Origin of the sequence: Bacteroides galacturonicus (genome assembly GCF_003096855.1) — a bacterium.
Classification (GTDB): domain Bacteria; phylum Bacillota; class Clostridia; order Lachnospirales; family Lachnospiraceae; genus Lachnospira; species Lachnospira rogosae.
The window spans coordinates 108,014-126,496 of record NZ_QEOA01000007.1; the positions used below are offsets into that span (position 1 = coordinate 108,014).

General features: G+C 37.9%; 14 protein-coding genes, 1 pseudogene and 1 other annotated feature. Of the genes and pseudogenes, 1 reads left to right on the plus strand and 14 read right to left on the minus strand.

Going from position 1 to position 18,483, the window contains the following annotated elements; genetic code table 11:
• Window positions 1-24: 24 nt before the first annotated feature.
• From rpsG to rpmG, 11 genes and pseudogenes are all read right to left on the minus strand, one after another.
• Window positions 25-495, minus strand: a complete 471-nt coding sequence (rpsG, locus tag C7390_RS11040; protein ID WP_055177101.1) for a 30S ribosomal protein S7 — start codon at window positions 493-495, stop codon at window positions 25-27.
• A gap of 280 nt (window positions 496-775) precedes the next feature.
• A complete protein-coding gene (gene rpsL, locus C7390_RS11045) occupies window positions 776-1,195 on the minus strand; it encodes a 30S ribosomal protein S12 (RefSeq protein ID WP_022501573.1) in 420 nt (139 codons plus the stop codon).
• Window positions 1,196-1,500: 305 nt separating this feature from the next.
• Complete coding sequence (gene rpoC, locus C7390_RS11050; RefSeq protein ID WP_116444201.1) at window positions 1,501-5,205, minus strand: DNA-directed RNA polymerase subunit beta'; 3,705 nt, start codon at window positions 5,203-5,205, stop codon at window positions 1,501-1,503.
• Window positions 5,206-5,495: 290 nt separating this feature from the next.
• A pseudogene (gene rpoB, locus C7390_RS11055) lies at window positions 5,496-9,149 on the minus strand (DNA-directed RNA polymerase subunit beta); the annotation flags it as partial.
• A 345-nt stretch (window positions 9,150-9,494) separates the two neighbouring features.
• On the minus strand, window positions 9,495-9,860 hold the full coding sequence (gene rplL / locus C7390_RS11060; RefSeq protein WP_022501275.1) for a 50S ribosomal protein L7/L12: 366 nt from the start codon (window positions 9,858-9,860) through the stop codon (window positions 9,495-9,497).
• Window positions 9,861-9,959: 99 nt separating this feature from the next.
• Window positions 9,960-10,454 (minus strand): 50S ribosomal protein L10, encoded by a 495-nt coding sequence (rplJ, locus tag C7390_RS11065; RefSeq protein ID WP_022501276.1) that lies wholly within the window; start codon window positions 10,452-10,454, stop codon window positions 9,960-9,962.
• Between the two features lie 112 nt (window positions 10,455-10,566).
• Window positions 10,567-10,715, minus strand: a sequence feature (ribosomal protein L10 leader region).
• A gap of 231 nt (window positions 10,716-10,946) precedes the next feature.
• On the minus strand, window positions 10,947-11,642 hold the full coding sequence (gene rplA / locus C7390_RS11070; protein WP_022501277.1) for a 50S ribosomal protein L1: 696 nt from the start codon (window positions 11,640-11,642) through the stop codon (window positions 10,947-10,949).
• Between the two features lie 182 nt (window positions 11,643-11,824).
• Window positions 11,825-12,250 carry a 50S ribosomal protein L11 gene (gene rplK, locus C7390_RS11075; protein WP_022501278.1) on the minus strand — a complete coding sequence of 142 codons (426 nt, stop codon included), beginning with the start codon at window positions 12,248-12,250 and terminating at the stop codon, window positions 11,825-11,827.
• A 71-nt stretch (window positions 12,251-12,321) separates the two neighbouring features.
• Entirely contained in the window at window positions 12,322-12,855 is a 534-nt protein-coding gene (gene nusG, locus C7390_RS11080) for a transcription termination/antitermination protein NusG (RefSeq protein WP_022501279.1), read from the minus strand.
• 15 nt (window positions 12,856-12,870) lie between these two features.
• On the minus strand, window positions 12,871-13,074 hold the full coding sequence (gene secE / locus C7390_RS11085; protein WP_022205588.1) for a preprotein translocase subunit SecE: 204 nt from the start codon (window positions 13,072-13,074) through the stop codon (window positions 12,871-12,873).
• A 22-nt stretch (window positions 13,075-13,096) separates the two neighbouring features.
• Entirely contained in the window at window positions 13,097-13,246 is a 150-nt protein-coding gene (gene rpmG, locus C7390_RS11090) for a 50S ribosomal protein L33 (RefSeq protein WP_012738549.1), read from the minus strand.
• A gap of 416 nt (window positions 13,247-13,662) precedes the next feature.
• On the opposite strand from rpmG, the gene C7390_RS11095 reads away from it, so the two are divergent.
• The gene (locus C7390_RS11095; protein ID WP_318295678.1) at window positions 13,663-14,943 is read left to right on the plus strand and encodes a hypothetical protein; all 1,281 of its coding nucleotides are present in this window, start codon (window positions 13,663-13,665) and stop codon (window positions 14,941-14,943) included.
• A 248-nt stretch (window positions 14,944-15,191) separates the two neighbouring features.
• On the opposite strand, the gene C7390_RS11100 is transcribed toward C7390_RS11095, so the two are convergent.
• The 3 genes from C7390_RS11100 to C7390_RS11110 all read right to left on the minus strand — a co-directional run bounded on the left by C7390_RS11100 (window position 15,192) and on the right by C7390_RS11110 (window position 18,257).
• Window positions 15,192-15,545, minus strand: a complete 354-nt coding sequence (locus C7390_RS11100; protein ID WP_172677801.1) for a hypothetical protein — start codon at window positions 15,543-15,545, stop codon at window positions 15,192-15,194.
• Between the two features lie 75 nt (window positions 15,546-15,620).
• A complete protein-coding gene (locus C7390_RS11105) occupies window positions 15,621-17,015 on the minus strand; it encodes a class I adenylate-forming enzyme family protein (protein WP_318295679.1) in 1,395 nt (464 codons plus the stop codon).
• A 102-nt stretch (window positions 17,016-17,117) separates the two neighbouring features.
• Entirely contained in the window at window positions 17,118-18,257 is a 1,140-nt protein-coding gene (locus C7390_RS11110; protein ID WP_116444205.1) for a CgeB family protein, read from the minus strand.
• Window positions 18,258-18,483 lie beyond the last annotated feature (226 nt).

The window sequence follows — 18,483 nt, forward strand, 5'->3', positions numbered from 1 at the left end:
GGATAAAACCTCCTATAATTATTATTAGAATCTGTAATGAGCAAAAGCCTTGTTTGCTTCTGCCATCTTGTGCATATCTTCTTTTCTCTTTACAGATGCACCTGTGTTATTAGCTGCATCAAGAATCTCATTAGCGAGTCTTTCTTCCATAGTCTTCTCGCCTCTTGCTCTTGAGAATGTTGTCATCCAACGAAGAGCTAAAGCCTGTCTTCTATCTGGCTTAACTTCGATAGGTACCTGGTATGTTGCTCCACCGATACGTCTAGCCTTTACTTCGAGAACTGGCATAATATTGTTCATAGCCTCTTCGAATACTTCTAAAGCAGGTCTTTCAGTCTTAGCTGCGACTCTGTCAAATGCTCCGTATACAATCTTCTGTGCTACTCCTCTCTTACCATCAAGCATAATGTTGTTGATAAGCTTAGTAACCACCTTGTTATTGTAAATAGGATCTGCTAATACATCTCTCTTCTGAGTATGTCCTTTACGTGGCACGGTTCTTCCCTCCTTAACATTGTATTGTCGTCATTGTTAGCACTAATGAACGCCTTACAGCTTCATCAGCCTGACACATCACGACGTTTCATTAATTCATCGGTACTCACAAATTAAATTGTGTTCGCGCCGTATATCTTAAACCTGCAACCTTCGGATTAATCTAACTCCGGCACTAATTAATTTAATTGTTCGTAAATTATTGTATGCAATAATCTGCAAATATTCTGACTTACCATGTAAATCAATCACAGACTTATGATGCTTAATTCTTTATGAATTATTTAGCATCCTTAGGTCTCTTAGCACCGTACTTAGAACGTGCCTGTCTTCTCTTTGCTACACCTGCTGTATCAAGTGTACCTCTGATGATATGATATCTTGTACCTGGTAAATCCTTAACTCTACCACCTCTGATAAGAACAACGCTATGTTCCTGAAGATTGTGGCCCTCACCTGGAATATATGAAGTAACTTCGATTCCATTAGAAAGACGTACTCTGGCGATCTTTCTAAGAGCTGAGTTAGGCTTCTTAGGTGTTGCAGTCTTAACAGCTGTACAAACACCTCTCTTCTGTGGTGCAGATACGTCTGTAGCCTTCTTCTGAAGTGAGTTATATCCCTTCTGAAGAGCTGGTGCTGTAGACTTCTTAACTGTTGACTTTCTTCCCTGTCTTACTAACTGGTTAAATGTTGGCATTCCTTTTTCACCTCCCGGAATTAGAATAATGAATGGTTGCACTTAGTATAATCACTAAGAAAAATGCGTGAGCCTGTCATATTAAACTGCTCATTTATATAATCAGCGTACATAAATAAGAACTTGCTTATTCGCACGCTTATTTAGTATATATTTTTAGAATAAATTCGTCAAGAGTTTTTCAAAAATTTATTATTAGAAATATTACTAAAATATCACATTACTATGCTGTCCTTGTTATTGATATTTTATAAAACAAAAAAGAAGCCGCTTTCCTAAGGATAACGGCTTCTATATTTATTATCTTACGCTTCTGTATCTTCTGTTACATCAGCATCATCGCTAACTTCGACATCAGCATCTAATGTATCTACATTTTCTGTAAAATCAAGTGTTTCATCTGAATCCTCAGTAAAGCTTAACACTTCATCATCTGACTCTTCAATCTCATCATAAGCTGCTGCTGTGTCAAGTTCAACATTCTGGTATCTCTTCATACCTGTACCAGCAGGTATAAGCTTACCAATGATAACATTTTCTTTAAGACCGATAAGTGGGTCAACCTTACCATTAATAGCTGCATCAGTAAGAACCTTTGTTGTCTCCTGGAATGAAGCAGCTGAAAGGAATGAATTAGTAGCAAGTGATGCCTTAGTAATACCAAGAATAATTGGTGTACCAGTTGCTTTTCTCTTACCTTCTTCTTCAAGCTTTTCGTTAACCTCTGTGAATTCAAGAGTATCAACCTGTGAACCAGGTAAGAAATCTGAATCACCAGCAGATTCAATAACTATCTTCTTAAGCATCTGTCTAACAATAAGTTCAATATGCTTATCATTAATATCAACACCCTGAATACGATAAACCTTCTGAACTTCACGAAGCATATAATCCTGAACAGCTCTTACACCAAGGATTCTAACGATATCATGTGGATTCTCTGAACCTTCTGTGATTTCTTCACCCTTAACAACAACCTGTCCTTCCTGAACCTTAACCCTTGTATCTCTTGATACAGGATAAGCTTTTGAGTTACCCTCATCATCAGTAATTACAATATCTGTCTTCTTCTCTGTCTTAGAGAAGCTAACAACACCACCGAATTCTGCAAGGACTGCAAGGCTCTTTGGCTTTCTTGCCTCGAAAAGTTCCTCTACTCTAGGAAGACCCTGAGTAATGTTATCACCGGCAACACCACCAGTATGGAAAGTTCTCATAGTAAGCTGTGTACCAGGCTCACCGATAGACTGGGCAGCGATAATACCAACTGCTTCACCAATCTGAACTGCCTGACCTGTTGCAAGGTTAGAACCATAACACTTAGCACATACACCGATATGTGAACGGCAAGTAAGAATAGTTCTTATCTTAACCTGTGTTACACCAGTCTTAATGATAGCTGCAGCTCTCTTAGGAGTTACAAGGTGGTTAGCTGCAACGATAATCTCTCCTGTAGCCGGGTCTTTGATATCTTCTGCAAGATATCTTCCAGTAATACGTTCCTGTAATGGCTCAAGAATATCTTCCTTGGCATCACTTGAATTAGTAGCTCTATCGCTAACAAATGAATAAACATACATACCAGGTATTATCTTACCAACGCTGCAATCAGTCTCTCTTATAATAAGATCCTGAGAAACATCTACAAGACGTCTTGTAAGGTAACCTGAATCGGCTGTTCTAAGGGCTGTATCTGAAAGACCCTTACGAGCACCATGGGCTGAAATGAAGTATTCCAGTACATCAAGACCTTCACGGAAGTTAGACTTGATTGGAAGTTCGATTGTATGACCTGAAGTATCTGCCATAAGACCACGCATACCTGCAAGCTGCTTAATCTGCTGGTTAGAACCACGGGCACCAGAGTCAGCCATCATAAAGATGTTATTATACTTATCAAGACCAGAAAGAAGTGCATCAAGCAATGTCTTATCTGTTTCCTGCCATACTCTGATAACATTCTTATATCTTTCTTCATCAGTTGAACGACCTCTGTTGTAGTTAATGTTAATCTGTTCAACCTTCTTTTCAGCATCAGCTATAAGCTGCTTCTTAACCGGTGGCACTGTCATCTCCGAAATAGAAACTGTCATAGCCGCTCTAGTAGAATACTTGTAACCCATAGCCTTAATATCATCAAGAACTTCAGCAGTTCTTGTTGTACCATGCGTATTGATAACGTGCTGTAAAATATCCTTTAACTGTTTCTTTCCTACATGGAAATCAACTTCTGGAAGAAGTAAATTCTCTTCCTTGCTTCTATCTACATATCCTAAATCCTGAGGAAGTATTTCATTGAAAATAAATCTACCAAGTGTAGACTCTACAACACCTGAAATCTCTTCTCCAGCTGCATTAGTCTTAGTCATCTTAACTTTAATCTTAGAATGAAGTGTTATAATTCCATTCTCATAAGCAAGAAGCGCTTCATTAACACTCTTGAATATCTTACCTTCCCCCTTAACACCAGGTCTTTCCTGTGTAAGGTAGTAGATACCAAGTACCATATCCTGTGAAGGAACAGCAACAGGGCCACCATCAGATGGCTTAAGTAAGTTGTTAGGTGAAAGAAGCATAAATCTACACTCTGCCTGAGCTTCTACAGACAATGGAAGATGTACCGCCATCTGGTCACCATCGAAATCGGCATTGAAAGCTGTACAAACAAGTGGATGAAGCTTAATAGCCTTACCTTCTACAAGGATTGGCTCAAATGCCTGAATACCAAGTCTGTGAAGTGTAGGAGCACGGTTAAGCATAACTGGATGCTCTTTGATAACATCTTCAAGTACATCCCATACTTCTGTCTCAAGATGCTCTACGCTCTTCTTGGCTTTCTTTATGTTCTCAGCAAGACCACGCCTTACTAATTCTCTCATAACAAATGGCTTGAATAACTCAATAGCCATTTCCTTAGGAAGACCACACTGATAAATCTTAAGTTCTGGTCCAACAACGATAACTGAACGTCCTGAGTAGTCAACTCGCTTACCAAGAAGGTTCTGTCTGAAACGTCCCTGCTTACCCTTTAATAAGTCTGATAAAGACTTGAGAGCTCTGTTACCAGGTCCTGTTACAGGACGGCCATTTCTACGTCCGTTATCTATAAGTGCATCAACAGCTTCCTGAAGCATTCTCTTCTCGTTACGAACAATGATTTCTGGTGCTCCAAGATCAATAAGTCTTGCAAGACGGTTATTTCTGTTGATAATTCTTCTATAAAGATCATTAAGGTCAGATGTTGCAAAACGTCCACCCTCTAACTGAACCATAGGTCTTAAATCTGGAGGGATAACTGGAATTTCTGTAAGAATCATCCATTCTGGCTTAGTACCAGCAGCAATGAACGCATCCATAACTTCAATTCTCTTAATAAGTCTTGCAGCCTTCTGTGAAGTAGTAGTAGCAAGCTCTTCCTTGAGCTTAGCTACTTCTTCTTCAAGGTTGACGTTGTGAAGAAGCTCTAAAATAGCCTCAGCACCCATTCCAACTCTGAATGTATTACCATACTGATCATAAAGATCTCTGTACTCAGTTTCTGTAAGAATCTTCTTGAATGGTATATCTGTTTCGCCTGGATCAATTACGATATAAGAAGCGAAGTAAAGTACCTTCTCAAGATTCTTAGGACCTATATCAAGGATAAGGTCCATACGGCTAGGTATTCCCTTGAAATACCAGATATGTGAAACTGGAGCAGCAAGGTGGATATGACCCATACGATCTCTACGTACACTTGCCTTAGTAACCTCAACACCACACTTATCACATACGATGCCTTTATCTTTAATCTTCTTATACTTACCGCAATGACACTCCCAGTCTTTGCTAGGTCCGAATATTCTTTCACAGAACAGACCATCTCTTTCTGGCTTTAAAGTTCTGTAATTGATAGTCTCAGGCTTAGTTACCTCGCCGTGAGACCACTCTAAAATACTCTCAGGAGAAGCAAGCTTTATCTGAATTTTATCAAATTTCATTGATTTATTTGACTTAATCTCTTCTGCCATTATAGTGCTCCCTTCTATTATTCTTCTATATTTCCGTCACCGTAATCATCATAGTCATCATCTAAGCTGTCATAATCGAAATCGTCATCTTCTGTTCCGAGTTCTTCTATGGTTGCCTCACCGTCATCACCCTGCTTTTCTGCGTGATAACCTGCGTTCTTTAATTCATTTTCTTCATCACGGCTACTTCTCTTATAACCACCATCATCAAGAACCTTCTTGAAATCTGTAACTTCATATTCCGAACTTTCAAGAAGCTTAACTTCGTTATTGTCCTGATCAAGAACCCTTACATCAAGAGCAAGTGACTGAAGTTCCTTAAGGAGAACCTTGAATGATTCAGGAATTCCTGGTTCAGGAATGTTCTCACCCTTAATAATAGCTTCATATGTCTTAACTCGACCAACAACATCATCAGATTTAACAGTAAGGATTTCCTGAAGTGTATAAGATGCACCATAAGCTTCAAGAGCCCATACTTCCATTTCTCCGAATCTCTGTCCACCAAACTGGGCTTTACCACCAAGTGGCTGCTGAGTTACAAGTGAGTAAGGACCAGTTGAACGAGCATGGATCTTATCATCAACAAGGTGATGGAGCTTTAAGTAGTGCATGAAACCGATAGTAACCGGACTATCGAAGTATTCACCTGTTCTACCATCGCGAAGTCTTACTTTACCATCTCTTCCGATTGGAACGCCCTTCCATTCAGCTCTGTGAGCTCTGTTATCTGAAAGGAACTGGAATACGTCATCTCTTAAAAGATCCTTGTATTCAGCAGTAAATGTTGTCATATCAGCAGGATATTCTTCACCATTAGCTTCTGCATCTGCCTTTTCGCGTGCAAGCTCTTCATCATCAAATGGATGATTAGCATAAGCATTGGCCATATCAAGTGTATCCATAATATCATTCTCGTTAGCTCCATCAAAGATAGGTGTCGCTACGTTAAAACCTAATACTTTGGCAGCAAGGCTTAAGTGAATTTCAAGCACCTGTCCAATATTCATACGCGAAGGCACACCAAGAGGATTAAGTACAATATCAAGTGGACGGCCATTAGGAAGAAATGGCATATCTTCTACTGGAAGAACTCTTGAAACGACACCCTTGTTACCGTGACGACCAGCCATCTTATCACCTACAGAAATCTTTCTCTTCTGTGCGATATAGATACGGACATTCTTGTTAACACCTGGAGCTAATTCATCTCCATTTTCTCTTGTAAATACCTTAACGCCTACAACGATACCATAAGCACCGTGTGGAACTTTAAGTGATGTATCTCTTACTTCTCTTGCCTTCTCACCAAAGATAGCTCTAAGAAGTCTTTCTTCTGCTGTAAGCTCTGTCTCACCCTTTGGAGTAACCTTACCAACAAGGATATCACCGGCTCTTACCTCAGCACCGATACGGATGATACCATCTTCATCAAGATCCTTAACTGCATCTGAACCTGTAGAAGGTAAATCTCTTGTGATTTCTTCTGGTCCTAACTTAGTATCTCTTGCTTCTGTATCATATTCTTCTATATGAATTGATGTATAAACATCATCTCTTACTAATCTCTCACTAAGAAGTACAGCATCCTCGTAGTTGTAACCTTCCCAAGTCATAAAACCGATAAGAGGGTTCTTACCAAGGGCAATCTCACCATTAGATGTTGAAGGACCATCTGCGATAACATCTCCTGCCTTAACCTCATCACCCTTAAATACGATAGGTCTCTGGTTATAGCAGTTACTCTGGTTACTTCTTGAGAACTTTGTAAGCTTGTACTCGTGAACCTTTCCACTTGTCTCTTTTACAAGAATTCTGTTAGATTCTGATGAAAGTACAACACCATCTTCTTCTGCAACTACACATACACCTGAGTCACATGCTGTCTTATTCTCTATACCTGTACCGATTACTGGTGCTTCTGTCATAAGAAGAGGCACCGCCTGACGCTGCATGTTAGAACCCATAAGGGCACGTGTACAGTCATCATTCTGAAGGAAAGGTATCATAGATGTAGCCACTGAGAACACCATCTTAGGAGATACGTCCATAAGATCAATCATACTCTTATCGAATTCTGATGTTTCTTCTCTGTAACGTCCTGATACTGTATTCTTAACGAAGTATCCATTCTCATCTATCTCTGCATTAGCCTGTGCTACATGGAAATCATCTTCCTCATCTGCTGTGAAGTAATGTACTTCATCTGTAACTCTAGGATTCTTAGGGTCTGTCTTATCGATTATACGATAAGGTGCTTCAACAAATCCGTACTCATTAATTCTTGCATATGAAGCAAGTGAGTTAATAAGACCGATATTAGGACCTTCAGGTGTTTCGATAGGACACATTCTACCATAGTGTGTATAATGTACATCTCGAACCTCGAAACCTGCACGATCTCTCGAAAGACCACCAGGACCAAGTGCTGAAAGACGTCTCTTATGTGTAATCTCAGATAATGGGTTATTCTGATCCATAAACTGAGAAAGCTGTGAACTACCAAAGAATTCCTTGATAGCTGCTGTTACAGGCTTGATATTGATTAATGACTGTGGTGAAATACCGCTTAAGTCCTGAGTTGACATTCTTTCACGAACAACTCTTTCCATTCTTGAAATACCAATTCTGAACTGGTTCTGTAATAATTCACCAACAGCTCTTATTCTTCTGTTACCAAGGTGATCAATATCATCCTTGTATCCAATGCCATACTCAAGGTGCATATTATAATTAATAGATGCAAGAATATCTTCTACTGTAATATGCTTTGGCATAAGGTCTGCTGTATTCTTAGCAATAGCATCCTTGATATCATCAAGTGACTCATTATCAGCTAAAATCTGTGCAAGGACCGGATAATAAACAGCTTCGTTAATTCCTAATTCCTTAGCTTCTTCTGTTGTGATATCTACCCACTTAGTGATATCTACAGCAAGATTAGAAAGAACCTTAACTGTTCTCTTAGTAACCGCACCTTCTGCACCCTTTAATTCAGCAGCAATAAATACCGCTGAAACAGCTGCATTCTGAATCTTCTCAGCTGTTTCTCTTGTAAGCTTATCACCAGCATTAGCAAGAATTTCACCATTGCCATCTACAACGTCTTCTGCAAGAATGTGTCCTGCAATTCTGTTTCTGAATGAAAGCTTCTTATTAAATTTATAACGGCCTACTCTTGCAAGGTCATATCTTCTAGGATCAAAGAACATACCAGAAATAAGTGCTTCTGCACTCTCTACTGATAATGGTTCTCCTGGTCTTAACTTCTTATAAAGTTCAAGTACACCTTCCTGATAGTTAGTAGATGTATCCTTCTCCATTGTTGCAAGAAGCTTAGGCTCTTCACCAAATATGTCAAGAATCTCTGCGTTAGTACCAAAACCAAGTGCTCTTATAAGAACTGTAATAGGTACTTTCTTATTACGATCAACCTTAACATAGAATACATCGTTAGCATCTGTTTCATACTCTAACCACGCACCTCTGTTAGGAATTACTGTTGAACTGTAGAGGAATATCTTTCCATACTTATCCTTCTGTATATCATAATAAATACCAGGTGAACGTACCAGCTGGCTGACAATAACTCGTTCTGCACCATTAATCACAAATGTACCGGTCTTAGTCATTAAAGGAAGGTCACCCATAAAGATTTCATGTTCGCTTATATCTTCGCTCTCTTTATTATGAAGTCTTACACGTACCTTAAGTGGAGCTGCATATGTAGCATCCCTTTCCTTGCACTCTTCTATAGAGTACTTTCTCTCTTCCTCACATAATGCAAAATCAACGAATTCAAGACTGAGCCTTCCGTTATAATCTGCAATTGGAGAGATGTCGCTAAAGACTTCCTTTAAGCCTTCATTTAAAAACCACTGGTAAGAATCTTTTTGTACTTCAATAAGGTTAGGCATCTCAAGAACTTCTTTCTGTCTTGAGTAACTCATACGCATCGATTTGCCTGACTTTACTGGACGTATTCTGTTTTTCTCCATTGACGTTTCACCCCTTAGTTTTCTTTACTTTACATTAATTTATTACATTATCGATATGCGTGCAAATACTATGCACACCATACCATAATAGTGCATTATTCATAGTAACAAAAAAAGTTCCAGCTGTCAATACAACAACTGGAACTTTTTCATATTTTATATAATATACCAAATATGCTTCAAAAAATCAAGTGATTATTCAGCATACCGCAATATATTAAAAATTCTGTTCATATATGCTATGCCATACGGCATATATATGTCAAGCAAGTATCAAACTGACAATCTGAATTACTTAAGAGTAACCTTAGCACCTTCAGCTTCAAGCTTCTTCTGGATTTCTTCAGCTTCTTCCTTAGAAGCACCTTCCTTAACAACCTTAGGAGCGCCATCAACAACTTCCTTAGCTTCCTTTAATCCAAGACCTGTGATTTCACGAACAACCTTGATAACCTTAACCTTGTTAGCACCAGCTTCTGTAAGTTCTACGTCAAATTCTGTCTTTTCTTCAGCTGCTGCACCTGCTGCTGCACCTGCTGCTACAACAACACCTGCTGCTGCAGAAACACCAAATTCTTCTTCACATGCTTTAACTAAATCATTTAATTCTAATACTGATAAACCTTTAATAACTTCGATAATTTCCTGAGTAGTCATTATTATAATCTCCTTTTTAATAGTCTTTTAATTAAGTTTCGTGGCAGGCTGACATAGTCACACCTGTCCGTCAATAATCATACTGATTATGCCGCGTAATTATGCAACCTCTTCGTTCTTCTCAGCAATCTGCTTAATAACACGAGCAAAGTTTGTAATAGGTGACTGGATGCTTCCAAGGAACTTAGCAAGAAGTTCATCTCTTGAAGGAATGTTAGCAATAGCTGCGATTCCAGTAGCATCATAGTAAGTACCTTCAACAACACCACACTTAAGTTCAAGCGCATCTGCTGTCTTAGCAAAGTTAGCTAAAACTCTTGCTGGAGCTGTAGCATCTTCCTTGCAGATTGCAATAGCGTTAGGTCCTTCAAGAACTTCTGCCATTGGCTCGAACTCTGTACCTGCAATTGCTCTCTTTACTAAAGTATTCTTATAAACCTTGTAAACGACACCAGCTTCTCTTAACTGCTTACGAAGCTGTGTATCCTGCTCAACAGTTAAGCCACGGTAGTCAACTACCACAACGCCCTGAGCGCCTTCTAAGCTTGCTTTGATTTCGTCTACGATAGGCTGCTTAAGTTCTACTTTTGCCATGAATATTTACCTCCTGTTAGATTATATCTGTCGCCAGATAATATTCTGCCCAGACGTACATGTATCAGGCTCATTCAACAACAACCATAACACTTTAAGTATTATGCTTCATTGCTCTAACAAAAAAGTCCTTCTATCTATAAGACAGAAGGACTGAATAAACTGATAATCAATGCTTTACGCATTAAGTCTGTCCTCGGTAGGCGTATTACCTTTAACCCTTTCGGGACCTGCTGTCTTAGGCAAAATGTGAAATCACTTTCACTTTAATTATATTATGAAACCATCGCATCAATCTGATACAGATTATAAATCTATATCCAAATCAACCAGATAGTAACACAAACATTGATAGTATACTATCATAATATATTGGTTGTCAACCGTTATTCACAAAGAATATATTAATTCTTCGTAATATTGCGTTGTATAACCCAAATCCTGCAATAAGCTAATCCATTCATCAGCTTACATATGATTAATTAATTATAATTAACCAACGTACTTAGCTGTGCTAACCTTTACACCAGGACCCATAGTAGCTGTAAGAACAACACTCTTTAAATACTGTCCCTTAAGTGAAGTTGGTTTAGCCTTAACGATTGCATCCATAATAGCCTGGAAGTTGTCTGATAACTGCTCCTCTGTGAATGAAGCCTTACCAATTGGCACATGAATGATATTTGTCTTATCAAGTCTGTATTCGATCTTACCAGCCTTGATATCATTAACAGCTTTTGTTACATCCATTGTAACTGTACCAGCCTTAGGGTTTGGCATTAAGCCCTTAGGTCCGAGTACACGTCCTAAACGACCAACAACGCCCATCATATCAGGTGTAGCAACTACTACATCAAAATCAAACCAGTTATCATTCTGGATCTTAGGAATTAATTCCTCGCCACCAACGAAATCTGCTCCTGCTGCTTCAGCTTCTTCAGCCTTAGCACCCTTAGCAAATACTAATACCTTTACAGTCTTACCTGTTCCGTGTGGAAGAACAACAGCTCCTCTGATCTGCTGCTCAGCGTGACGTCCATCACAACCTGTTCTGATATGAGCTTCAATTGTCTCGTCGAACTTTGCAACTGCACTCTTCTTAACTAAAGAAACAGCTTCAGTTGCTTCATATAATGTCTGGCGGTCAATATTCTTGGCTGCCTCAACGTATTTCTTTCCTCTTTTCATTATATAAACCTCCTAGTGGTATTATCGGAAGGATTTCATCTTTCCTCCCACATATTGAACAATCCCGAGATTAATTCTCAGCCACATGTTCTTCTATGAAAATCAACAAATTATAAAATAAAATCTTGTCTAAATGTCTTTAAAGACCTTTAGCAATCTTTATTCAAAGCCTCGTTATAGAATTAGTCTTCTACAACAATACCCATACTCTTAGCAGTACCTTCGATCATTGAAGTAGCTGCTTCGATTGTAGCTGCATTTAAGTCTGGCATCTTAAGTTCAGCAATCTTCTGAACTTCTGCTCTCTTAATTGTAGCAACCTTATTCTTGTTAGGCACGCCTGAACCTGACTTAATATTGCAAGCCTTCTTAAGAAGAACTGCAGCAGGTGGAGTCTTTGTGATGAAGCTGAAACTTCTATCAGCATAAACTGTGATTACTACAGGGATAATTAAGTCGCCCTGATCTGCTGTCTTTGCATTAAACTGCTTTGTAAATTCTACAATGTTAACACCATGCTGACCAAGTGCTGGACCAACTGGTGGAGCTGGTGTAGCCTTGCCGGCAGGAATCTGTAATTTAATATAACCTGTTACTTTCTTTGCCATTGTGGCACCTCCTAAATATAATGTGGTTTATGGCGGCTTTAAAGCCTCCCACTTCTTGTAAGACCTAAATCTTACAGTAATTTCACGTCTGTGAAATCAATCTCGACCGGTGTTTCACGACCGAACATCTCAACATTAATTGTAACACACTGCTTGCCTTCATTAATGCTGACAATTTCTCCTACTGTATCCTCCCAGGCACCTGAAAGAATCTTGATTTGATCGCCTACCTTACCAGCAAACTCAACTACTGGCTTAGCTTCTTCATCATCAGAGCTGATTCCGAATGATCTTATCTCAGCTGGAGATAATGGTACTGGTTTAGATCCAGGACCAACAAACCCTGTTACGCCCCTAGTGTTTCTGACAACATACCAGCTGTCGTCATTCATCACCATCTTTACAAAGACATATCCAGGAAACGTCTTCCTCTGAACCGTCTTCTTCTTGCCGTCCTTAACTTCCACTACTGTTTCAAGCGGAACAAGAACTTCAAAAATCTGGTCCTGAAGATTTCTGTTTTCAACAGTTTTCTCGATATTAGCCTTAACCTTATTCTCATATCCTGAATAAGTATGGGCAACATACCATTTTGCTTCGTCCATCTGATCACCTTTTCCTTACTTTACAATGAATTCAATTCCAAAGCGAACAATCAAGTCCACAACTGAAATAATTACACCTAATAATACGGATACAACCAATACAGCGATGGTTTCCTTTGTAAGTGACTTCTGGTCTGGCCAAATAATCTTAGAGAACTCTGCCTTTAAGCCCTTGAACCAGCTCTTTTTCTGTTTTTTTGTCTTAACAGCTTCACTCATCTTAATACCTCACTGATACCAATTACTTTGTTTCCTTGTGTAATGTGTGTGACTTACAGAACTTGCAATATTTCTTTGTTTCCATTCTGTCCGGATGAGCTTTCTTTTCCTTAGTCATGTTGTAATTGCGCTGTTTACACTCAGTACATGCCAATGTTATCTTTACTCGCACAACTTCCACCTCCAATTATTTATTTTGCAGGTGTTATTAACACCAATTGGTTTTTCTTTAATACCTGAACTGTTGGGTAAGTTTCGGGCATAAAAAAAAGACCGCTTCCATAGCCAGCCTAATATAACATATTTTTTGATATTTCGTCAACCAGATTTTTATAATTTATACATTATTTATATAAATATTTTCAAAAAACCTTAAACATTCTACTATATGTATATTGCAAAATCAAGCCATTCCTTATAAAATATAATAAAGTTTATGGATATAGCAAATGGAGTTACTGTATCTGCAACTGATGACAGTTAAAGTTATATATTTATGTGTTTTATATGTAATTATAGTAATATATTAAATATTTTGTGACGATACACATTATACCAATTATACATACAGACAGGGAGGTGACTGTTATGATTAGTAGTGTATACAGCTATTATTTATCCCAGTACGGGAACAAATCTAATTCCAAGTATGACTCACATACAAGAACTCAGCTTAAGAACACATATAGCAAGGTTGTTAAGATTAACAGCCAGACTCCTGTGTACAAATTAGACTTATCAACTGCTGCCCAGAAATACGCCATTGATTTAAAAGAACATGCAAGAGCGTTAGAGAATATTACTGAGGATTTATCTGACGGTGCTGATGGTACAATGACATTTAAGAAGTCTGCTGTATCAAGCAATGCTTCTGCCGTCAATGCCAGTTACATTACCGACTTTGGTGCAGCATCAGATGATGAAAGCTTTGATATAAATGTTAAACAGTTAGCCTGTTCACAGCTTAATACAGGTAACTACCTACAGCCACGTTCAAAGCATATAAAACCTGGCGAATATTCTTTTGATTTATCAATCAATGATGTTATATATGAGTTCCAGTTTAAAGTGGACAACTCCGAGACAACTAATAATATACAGAACAAGATTGCAAGACTTATCAACCGCTCCAACATCGGACTTACAGCTAATATCAAGGAAGATAGTCTAGGCAATACAGCTATTAATATTGAATCAGAATCAACCGGCATTAATGGAACAACTCCTGTTATATTCTCCATAAAGTCAGATGATGCTAACAACCAGCTGCTCATTGATACTCTTGGACTTGACAGGGTTACACAATATCCATCCAACGCCATATTTGATGTTGATGGTGATGAACGCTCATCTATGAGCAATTCAATAACAATCAACAAAGCCTATGATGTCAAATTATCAAAGGTAACCGAAGAACCTGTAACAATAAGCCTCAAGGCAGATGCAGACTCTATTGTGGAAAGTCTTAACGAACTTGTAGCTGGTTACAACAACCTTATCTCTGTTACTAATGATGAGAATAATAATCATTTTCAGGGAACAGAAAAGCTCCAGAATGAAATCGCATCAATTGCACGCTCATACAAGAAGCAGCTTGCAGACAGCGGACTTTCGCTTAATAAAGACGGAACTATAAGTGCTGACAAGGAAGTTATTATTAATGCTGATAATAAAGACGCCTTAAGCCACATTTATGAAAGTCTTAACTCATTTAAGAATTCAATTAAAGAAAAAGCTGAGGATATTGCACTCAACCCTATGGACTATGTCAACAATAAGATTATTGCATACAAGAATCCATTAAGGTCATTCCCTGATCCTTATAACCTTTCGGCTTATACCGGAATGATGTTTAACGGATATATTTAGACTTATAAGACAAGATGTGTTTACAGCAACCGTGTTTGACAAAAATTGTTATAGGACAAAATGTGTTGATAGAAACCATATCTGGAAGAGCATATAAATAACCCCTGTTATAGAAGAAAACAACAATTCATTATCTGCTGTTTTCTTCTATAACAGGGGTTTTATCTTTTATTAAATTACATATATTATATATCAGGGCGTATTGAACTGGATTAATCTATCAATACATAATCCATCATTATATTCTATTACTTGCAGACAGCCTCAGCACAGTCCTTAAACTGTGCAATGAATGCTCTTACCTTTACAAGAGCATCAGCCTTAGCTGAATCATCACTTAACTTTAATGCAGCTGATAACTCTTTAACAGCATTATTACCATCAGCCTCATCTACTGCCGGCTGCACACCTGCTGTTAAATCTCTTGTTGCATTATACATCTCAAGAGCTACATTAACTCCGTCAACAGTCATTCTAAGATACTCATCTGTATCATCCTTCTTGTCGCCTTTAAGTTCTGGAACAACTGTATCTATACAGTGAAGTACATTTGTGCAATATCCTTTTGCTTCATTTAATACTTCTAACTGTTCTTTCTTCATATCCTCCATGACATTACCTCTCATCCTTAATTAGTCTAATAAATATATCGGCACTCACCGCATTTACTTAACACCTTACTTTTCATTAGCAATAAGTGTTTCTATTGAATTCTGGTCAATATCTCCATTATCCATTCTTGGAAGTGGTGCTTTGCTTATGATTGTCTTCTGGATTTCCCAACGGTAACCCTTCTTTTCGTTATATTTATTAATAAGCCTTACAAATCTTTCTTCTCTTACATCTTTATCTATTGGCACGATAATTGCTGTAAGCTTGTCATCATATAAAGTAACATAGCTTTCTGCAACTCCGTCCAGTGCACTAATCTGCCTTATTGTAACTGTCCTGCTTATCTTCTCTCCTGTTGGAAGAAGAATAATCTCAGGGTTACGTTTTAAAAGTACAAGACGGCCTTTATCATTAATTCTTCCTATATCACCTGTATGATATACTCCGTCCCTGATGACACGCTTAGTATATGCCTCATCTTTATCGTAACCTTTCATAACGCAGTCACCACTTACCACAATCTCACCATCAGCTTCAATTGCAACCTTAGAACTAGCAAATATCTTGTAAGTGCCATCCATAGTATCATTAATTCCAATACACCCTGACACCTCTGTCATTCCAAATACATTGTATACCTTCAAATCCCTATCCTTTAACGCCTCAAATAATCTGAACGGACAGCTTGCACCTCCTATAATTATAGTCTTAAGATTTTCATTAAGTGCTTTTATTCTCTTCAGATATTCAATCATAGATGGTGTTCCAGGCAGGATTGTAGGATTGTAATAATAAGTATCTGCATCTATATGTCTTAAGCCTCTTCCAATACATACACACGCACCATTATGAATTGGCCATATAAGACTGTATATATATCCAAATATATGATGAAGTGCAATCTGTGCAAGCACCTTATCCTCTGGTGCACACATACAACATTCATTAACTGCACTTACTGTATTAAGTATATTGGAAACCGTAAGCACAACCGCCTTGTCACACTCCTGTGGAACGGCTGTAAGCATAAGAATATTGCCCTCTTTTACATTTTCCTCATTATATATAAGGCCATCCACCTCATCCTTCTCCGCATCAGTTATTATAATCGCCTCATTGTCTGCAAGTATATACTGGTTAGTAGATGATAAAATGTAATCAACACCCACCTTCTTTAATATATCATTTCTTGTATTCTGGGGAAGGAAAAAATCAACAAGCATAACGTCCTTACCAGCAAGGATTGTTCCAAACATATTAACTATCCATCTGTATGAAGCTGGTCCATATATTGCAATCCTGCTGCCCTCAAACCTCATAAGATGAAGTGCTTTCTTATATGAGTCCTCAAAAAGCTTCTGATAAGTAACCGTCATCGTGTCATATATAATCGCCTCTTTATCCGGATACTTCTCAGCATTGTATTTTAACATCTTATAAAATGAATTAATCTTATCCATATAATTTCTCCAATCGCATAATATTGGTGTCACATTGATATTATACTCTTTAGGTGACATAAGCCGCAAGCACAAACAATGCACATATGCAAAAATGTATATCTAATTTCTTAATATACTATCAATTCTGTCTTTCACCTTAAAGTTATCTTTAACCTTTTTATAGCCATTATCCGCAATCCATAATCTTTCATCTTCATTATCAAGATAATACTGTACTTTCGCTATAAGGTCTTTAATATCCTCATATACCACAAGATCCTTGCCCGGCGTAAAATATTCCATTATCTCTGCCTGGTAGTTAGTTATAAGAAATCCCTTGCAGGCAAGTACGTCAAGCACACGCAGTGGAATTCCTGACTGTATTATCTTAAGCGATATATTAAGGTTAATCTTTGCATTATAAAATGCTTTAGGCATCTGGGAATAATAATCAATATATCCCATATTATTGACATTATTTAATCTTTCATCCACATCTGTAGAATATAGATTAACATTACACCTGTTCTGCAAAAGTGCAAGTGCCATAAACCTCTCCCTGCTTGTGACCTCTGTTGCCAGTGCATATGTAACCTCCGGCTTAATAACCGAATAACTGCCATTGGATACATTGGCAAAATTCTCATTAATATGCTTCATTATATTATCATTAATGCAGTCATCTATAATATATCCTCCATACAGCTTTTGCTGTGTTTCAACAATACCTTCAAGATAACCTTTCGTGTATACATCCTGATAATTACTTATATAAGAATAGTCCGATTTATACAATTTTCCAACAAATGCAACATCACACGCATAATTATCATCTTTAGCTAAAGCCGGCCGAAATGTATCTACATCAGCCGCCAGCGGCAAATGCTTCGCCCCTGATACTCCATTTTCCATATAATGCTGTGCCTGTATTCTGTCAAAGAAATAAATTGTATTACACTTATTCTTTAATACCTCTGTCCTTCTTATATTGATAGGGCAGTCATACACCCACGAAATATAAGGAAGCTTTAATCTATTACATAAGTCCGAGATAACCGGCGAGAAATTAACTGAAAACACACAGTCGTATACATTCTTGGACACCGCTATATATCTGTCAAGACTACTCTCAAGTTCACTGTCATTATCCCAGTCTTTCATCGTGTAATAAAATGTATCATATTCTATATTAAGTTCCTTTAATGCCGCCTCTATGCCCTTCTGCATAAATGCATCCCATTGAAAAAATAGTACTTTCACAGCACATCTCCTCTGCCGATATAATAATTACCTGAATTATAATATATTACACCACTTATTAGCAATCAATAACAGACTTATGTCCGAAATATTCAAAACCATTCCTACTGATATATGCTGTTATAATGAGCACTAAAGTGCTCATCTTAAAAGTTCCTTACGGAACTTTATATGCGCTGAATAGCTGCGCAAAATTTATGGTATAATGAGCACTAATGTGCTCATC

Excerpts from the sequence above, each read along its gene's own strand:
- rpsL (WP_022501573.1), bottom strand. The coding sequence starts at position 1,195 with ATGCCAACATTTAACCAGTTAGTAAGACAGGGAAGAAAGTCAACAGTT.
- rpoC (WP_116444201.1), bottom strand. The coding sequence starts at position 5,205 with ATGGCAGAAGAGATTAAGTCAAATAAATCAATGAAATTTGATAAAATT.
- rplL (WP_022501275.1), bottom strand. The coding sequence starts at position 9,860 with ATGACTACTCAGGAAATTATCGAAGTTATTAAAGGTTTATCAGTATTA.
- rplJ (WP_022501276.1), bottom strand. The coding sequence starts at position 10,454 with ATGGCAAAAGTAGAACTTAAGCAGCCTATCGTAGACGAAATCAAAGCA.
- rplA (WP_022501277.1), bottom strand. The coding sequence starts at position 11,642 with ATGAAAAGAGGAAAGAAATACGTTGAGGCAGCCAAGAATATTGACCGC.
- rplK (WP_022501278.1), bottom strand. The coding sequence starts at position 12,250 with ATGGCAAAGAAAGTAACAGGTTATATTAAATTACAGATTCCTGCCGGC.
- nusG (WP_022501279.1), bottom strand. The coding sequence starts at position 12,855 with ATGGACGAAGCAAAATGGTATGTTGCCCATACTTATTCAGGATATGAG.
- secE (WP_022205588.1), bottom strand. The coding sequence starts at position 13,074 with ATGAGTGAAGCTGTTAAGACAAAAAAACAGAAAAAGAGCTGGTTCAAG.
- C7390_RS11095 (WP_318295678.1), top strand. The coding sequence starts at position 13,663 with ATGATTAGTAGTGTATACAGCTATTATTTATCCCAGTACGGGAACAAA.
- C7390_RS11100 (WP_172677801.1), bottom strand. The coding sequence starts at position 15,545 with ATGAAGAAAGAACAGTTAGAAGTATTAAATGAAGCAAAAGGATATTGC.
- C7390_RS11105 (WP_318295679.1), bottom strand. The coding sequence starts at position 17,015 with ATGGATAAGATTAATTCATTTTATAAGATGTTAAAATACAATGCTGAG.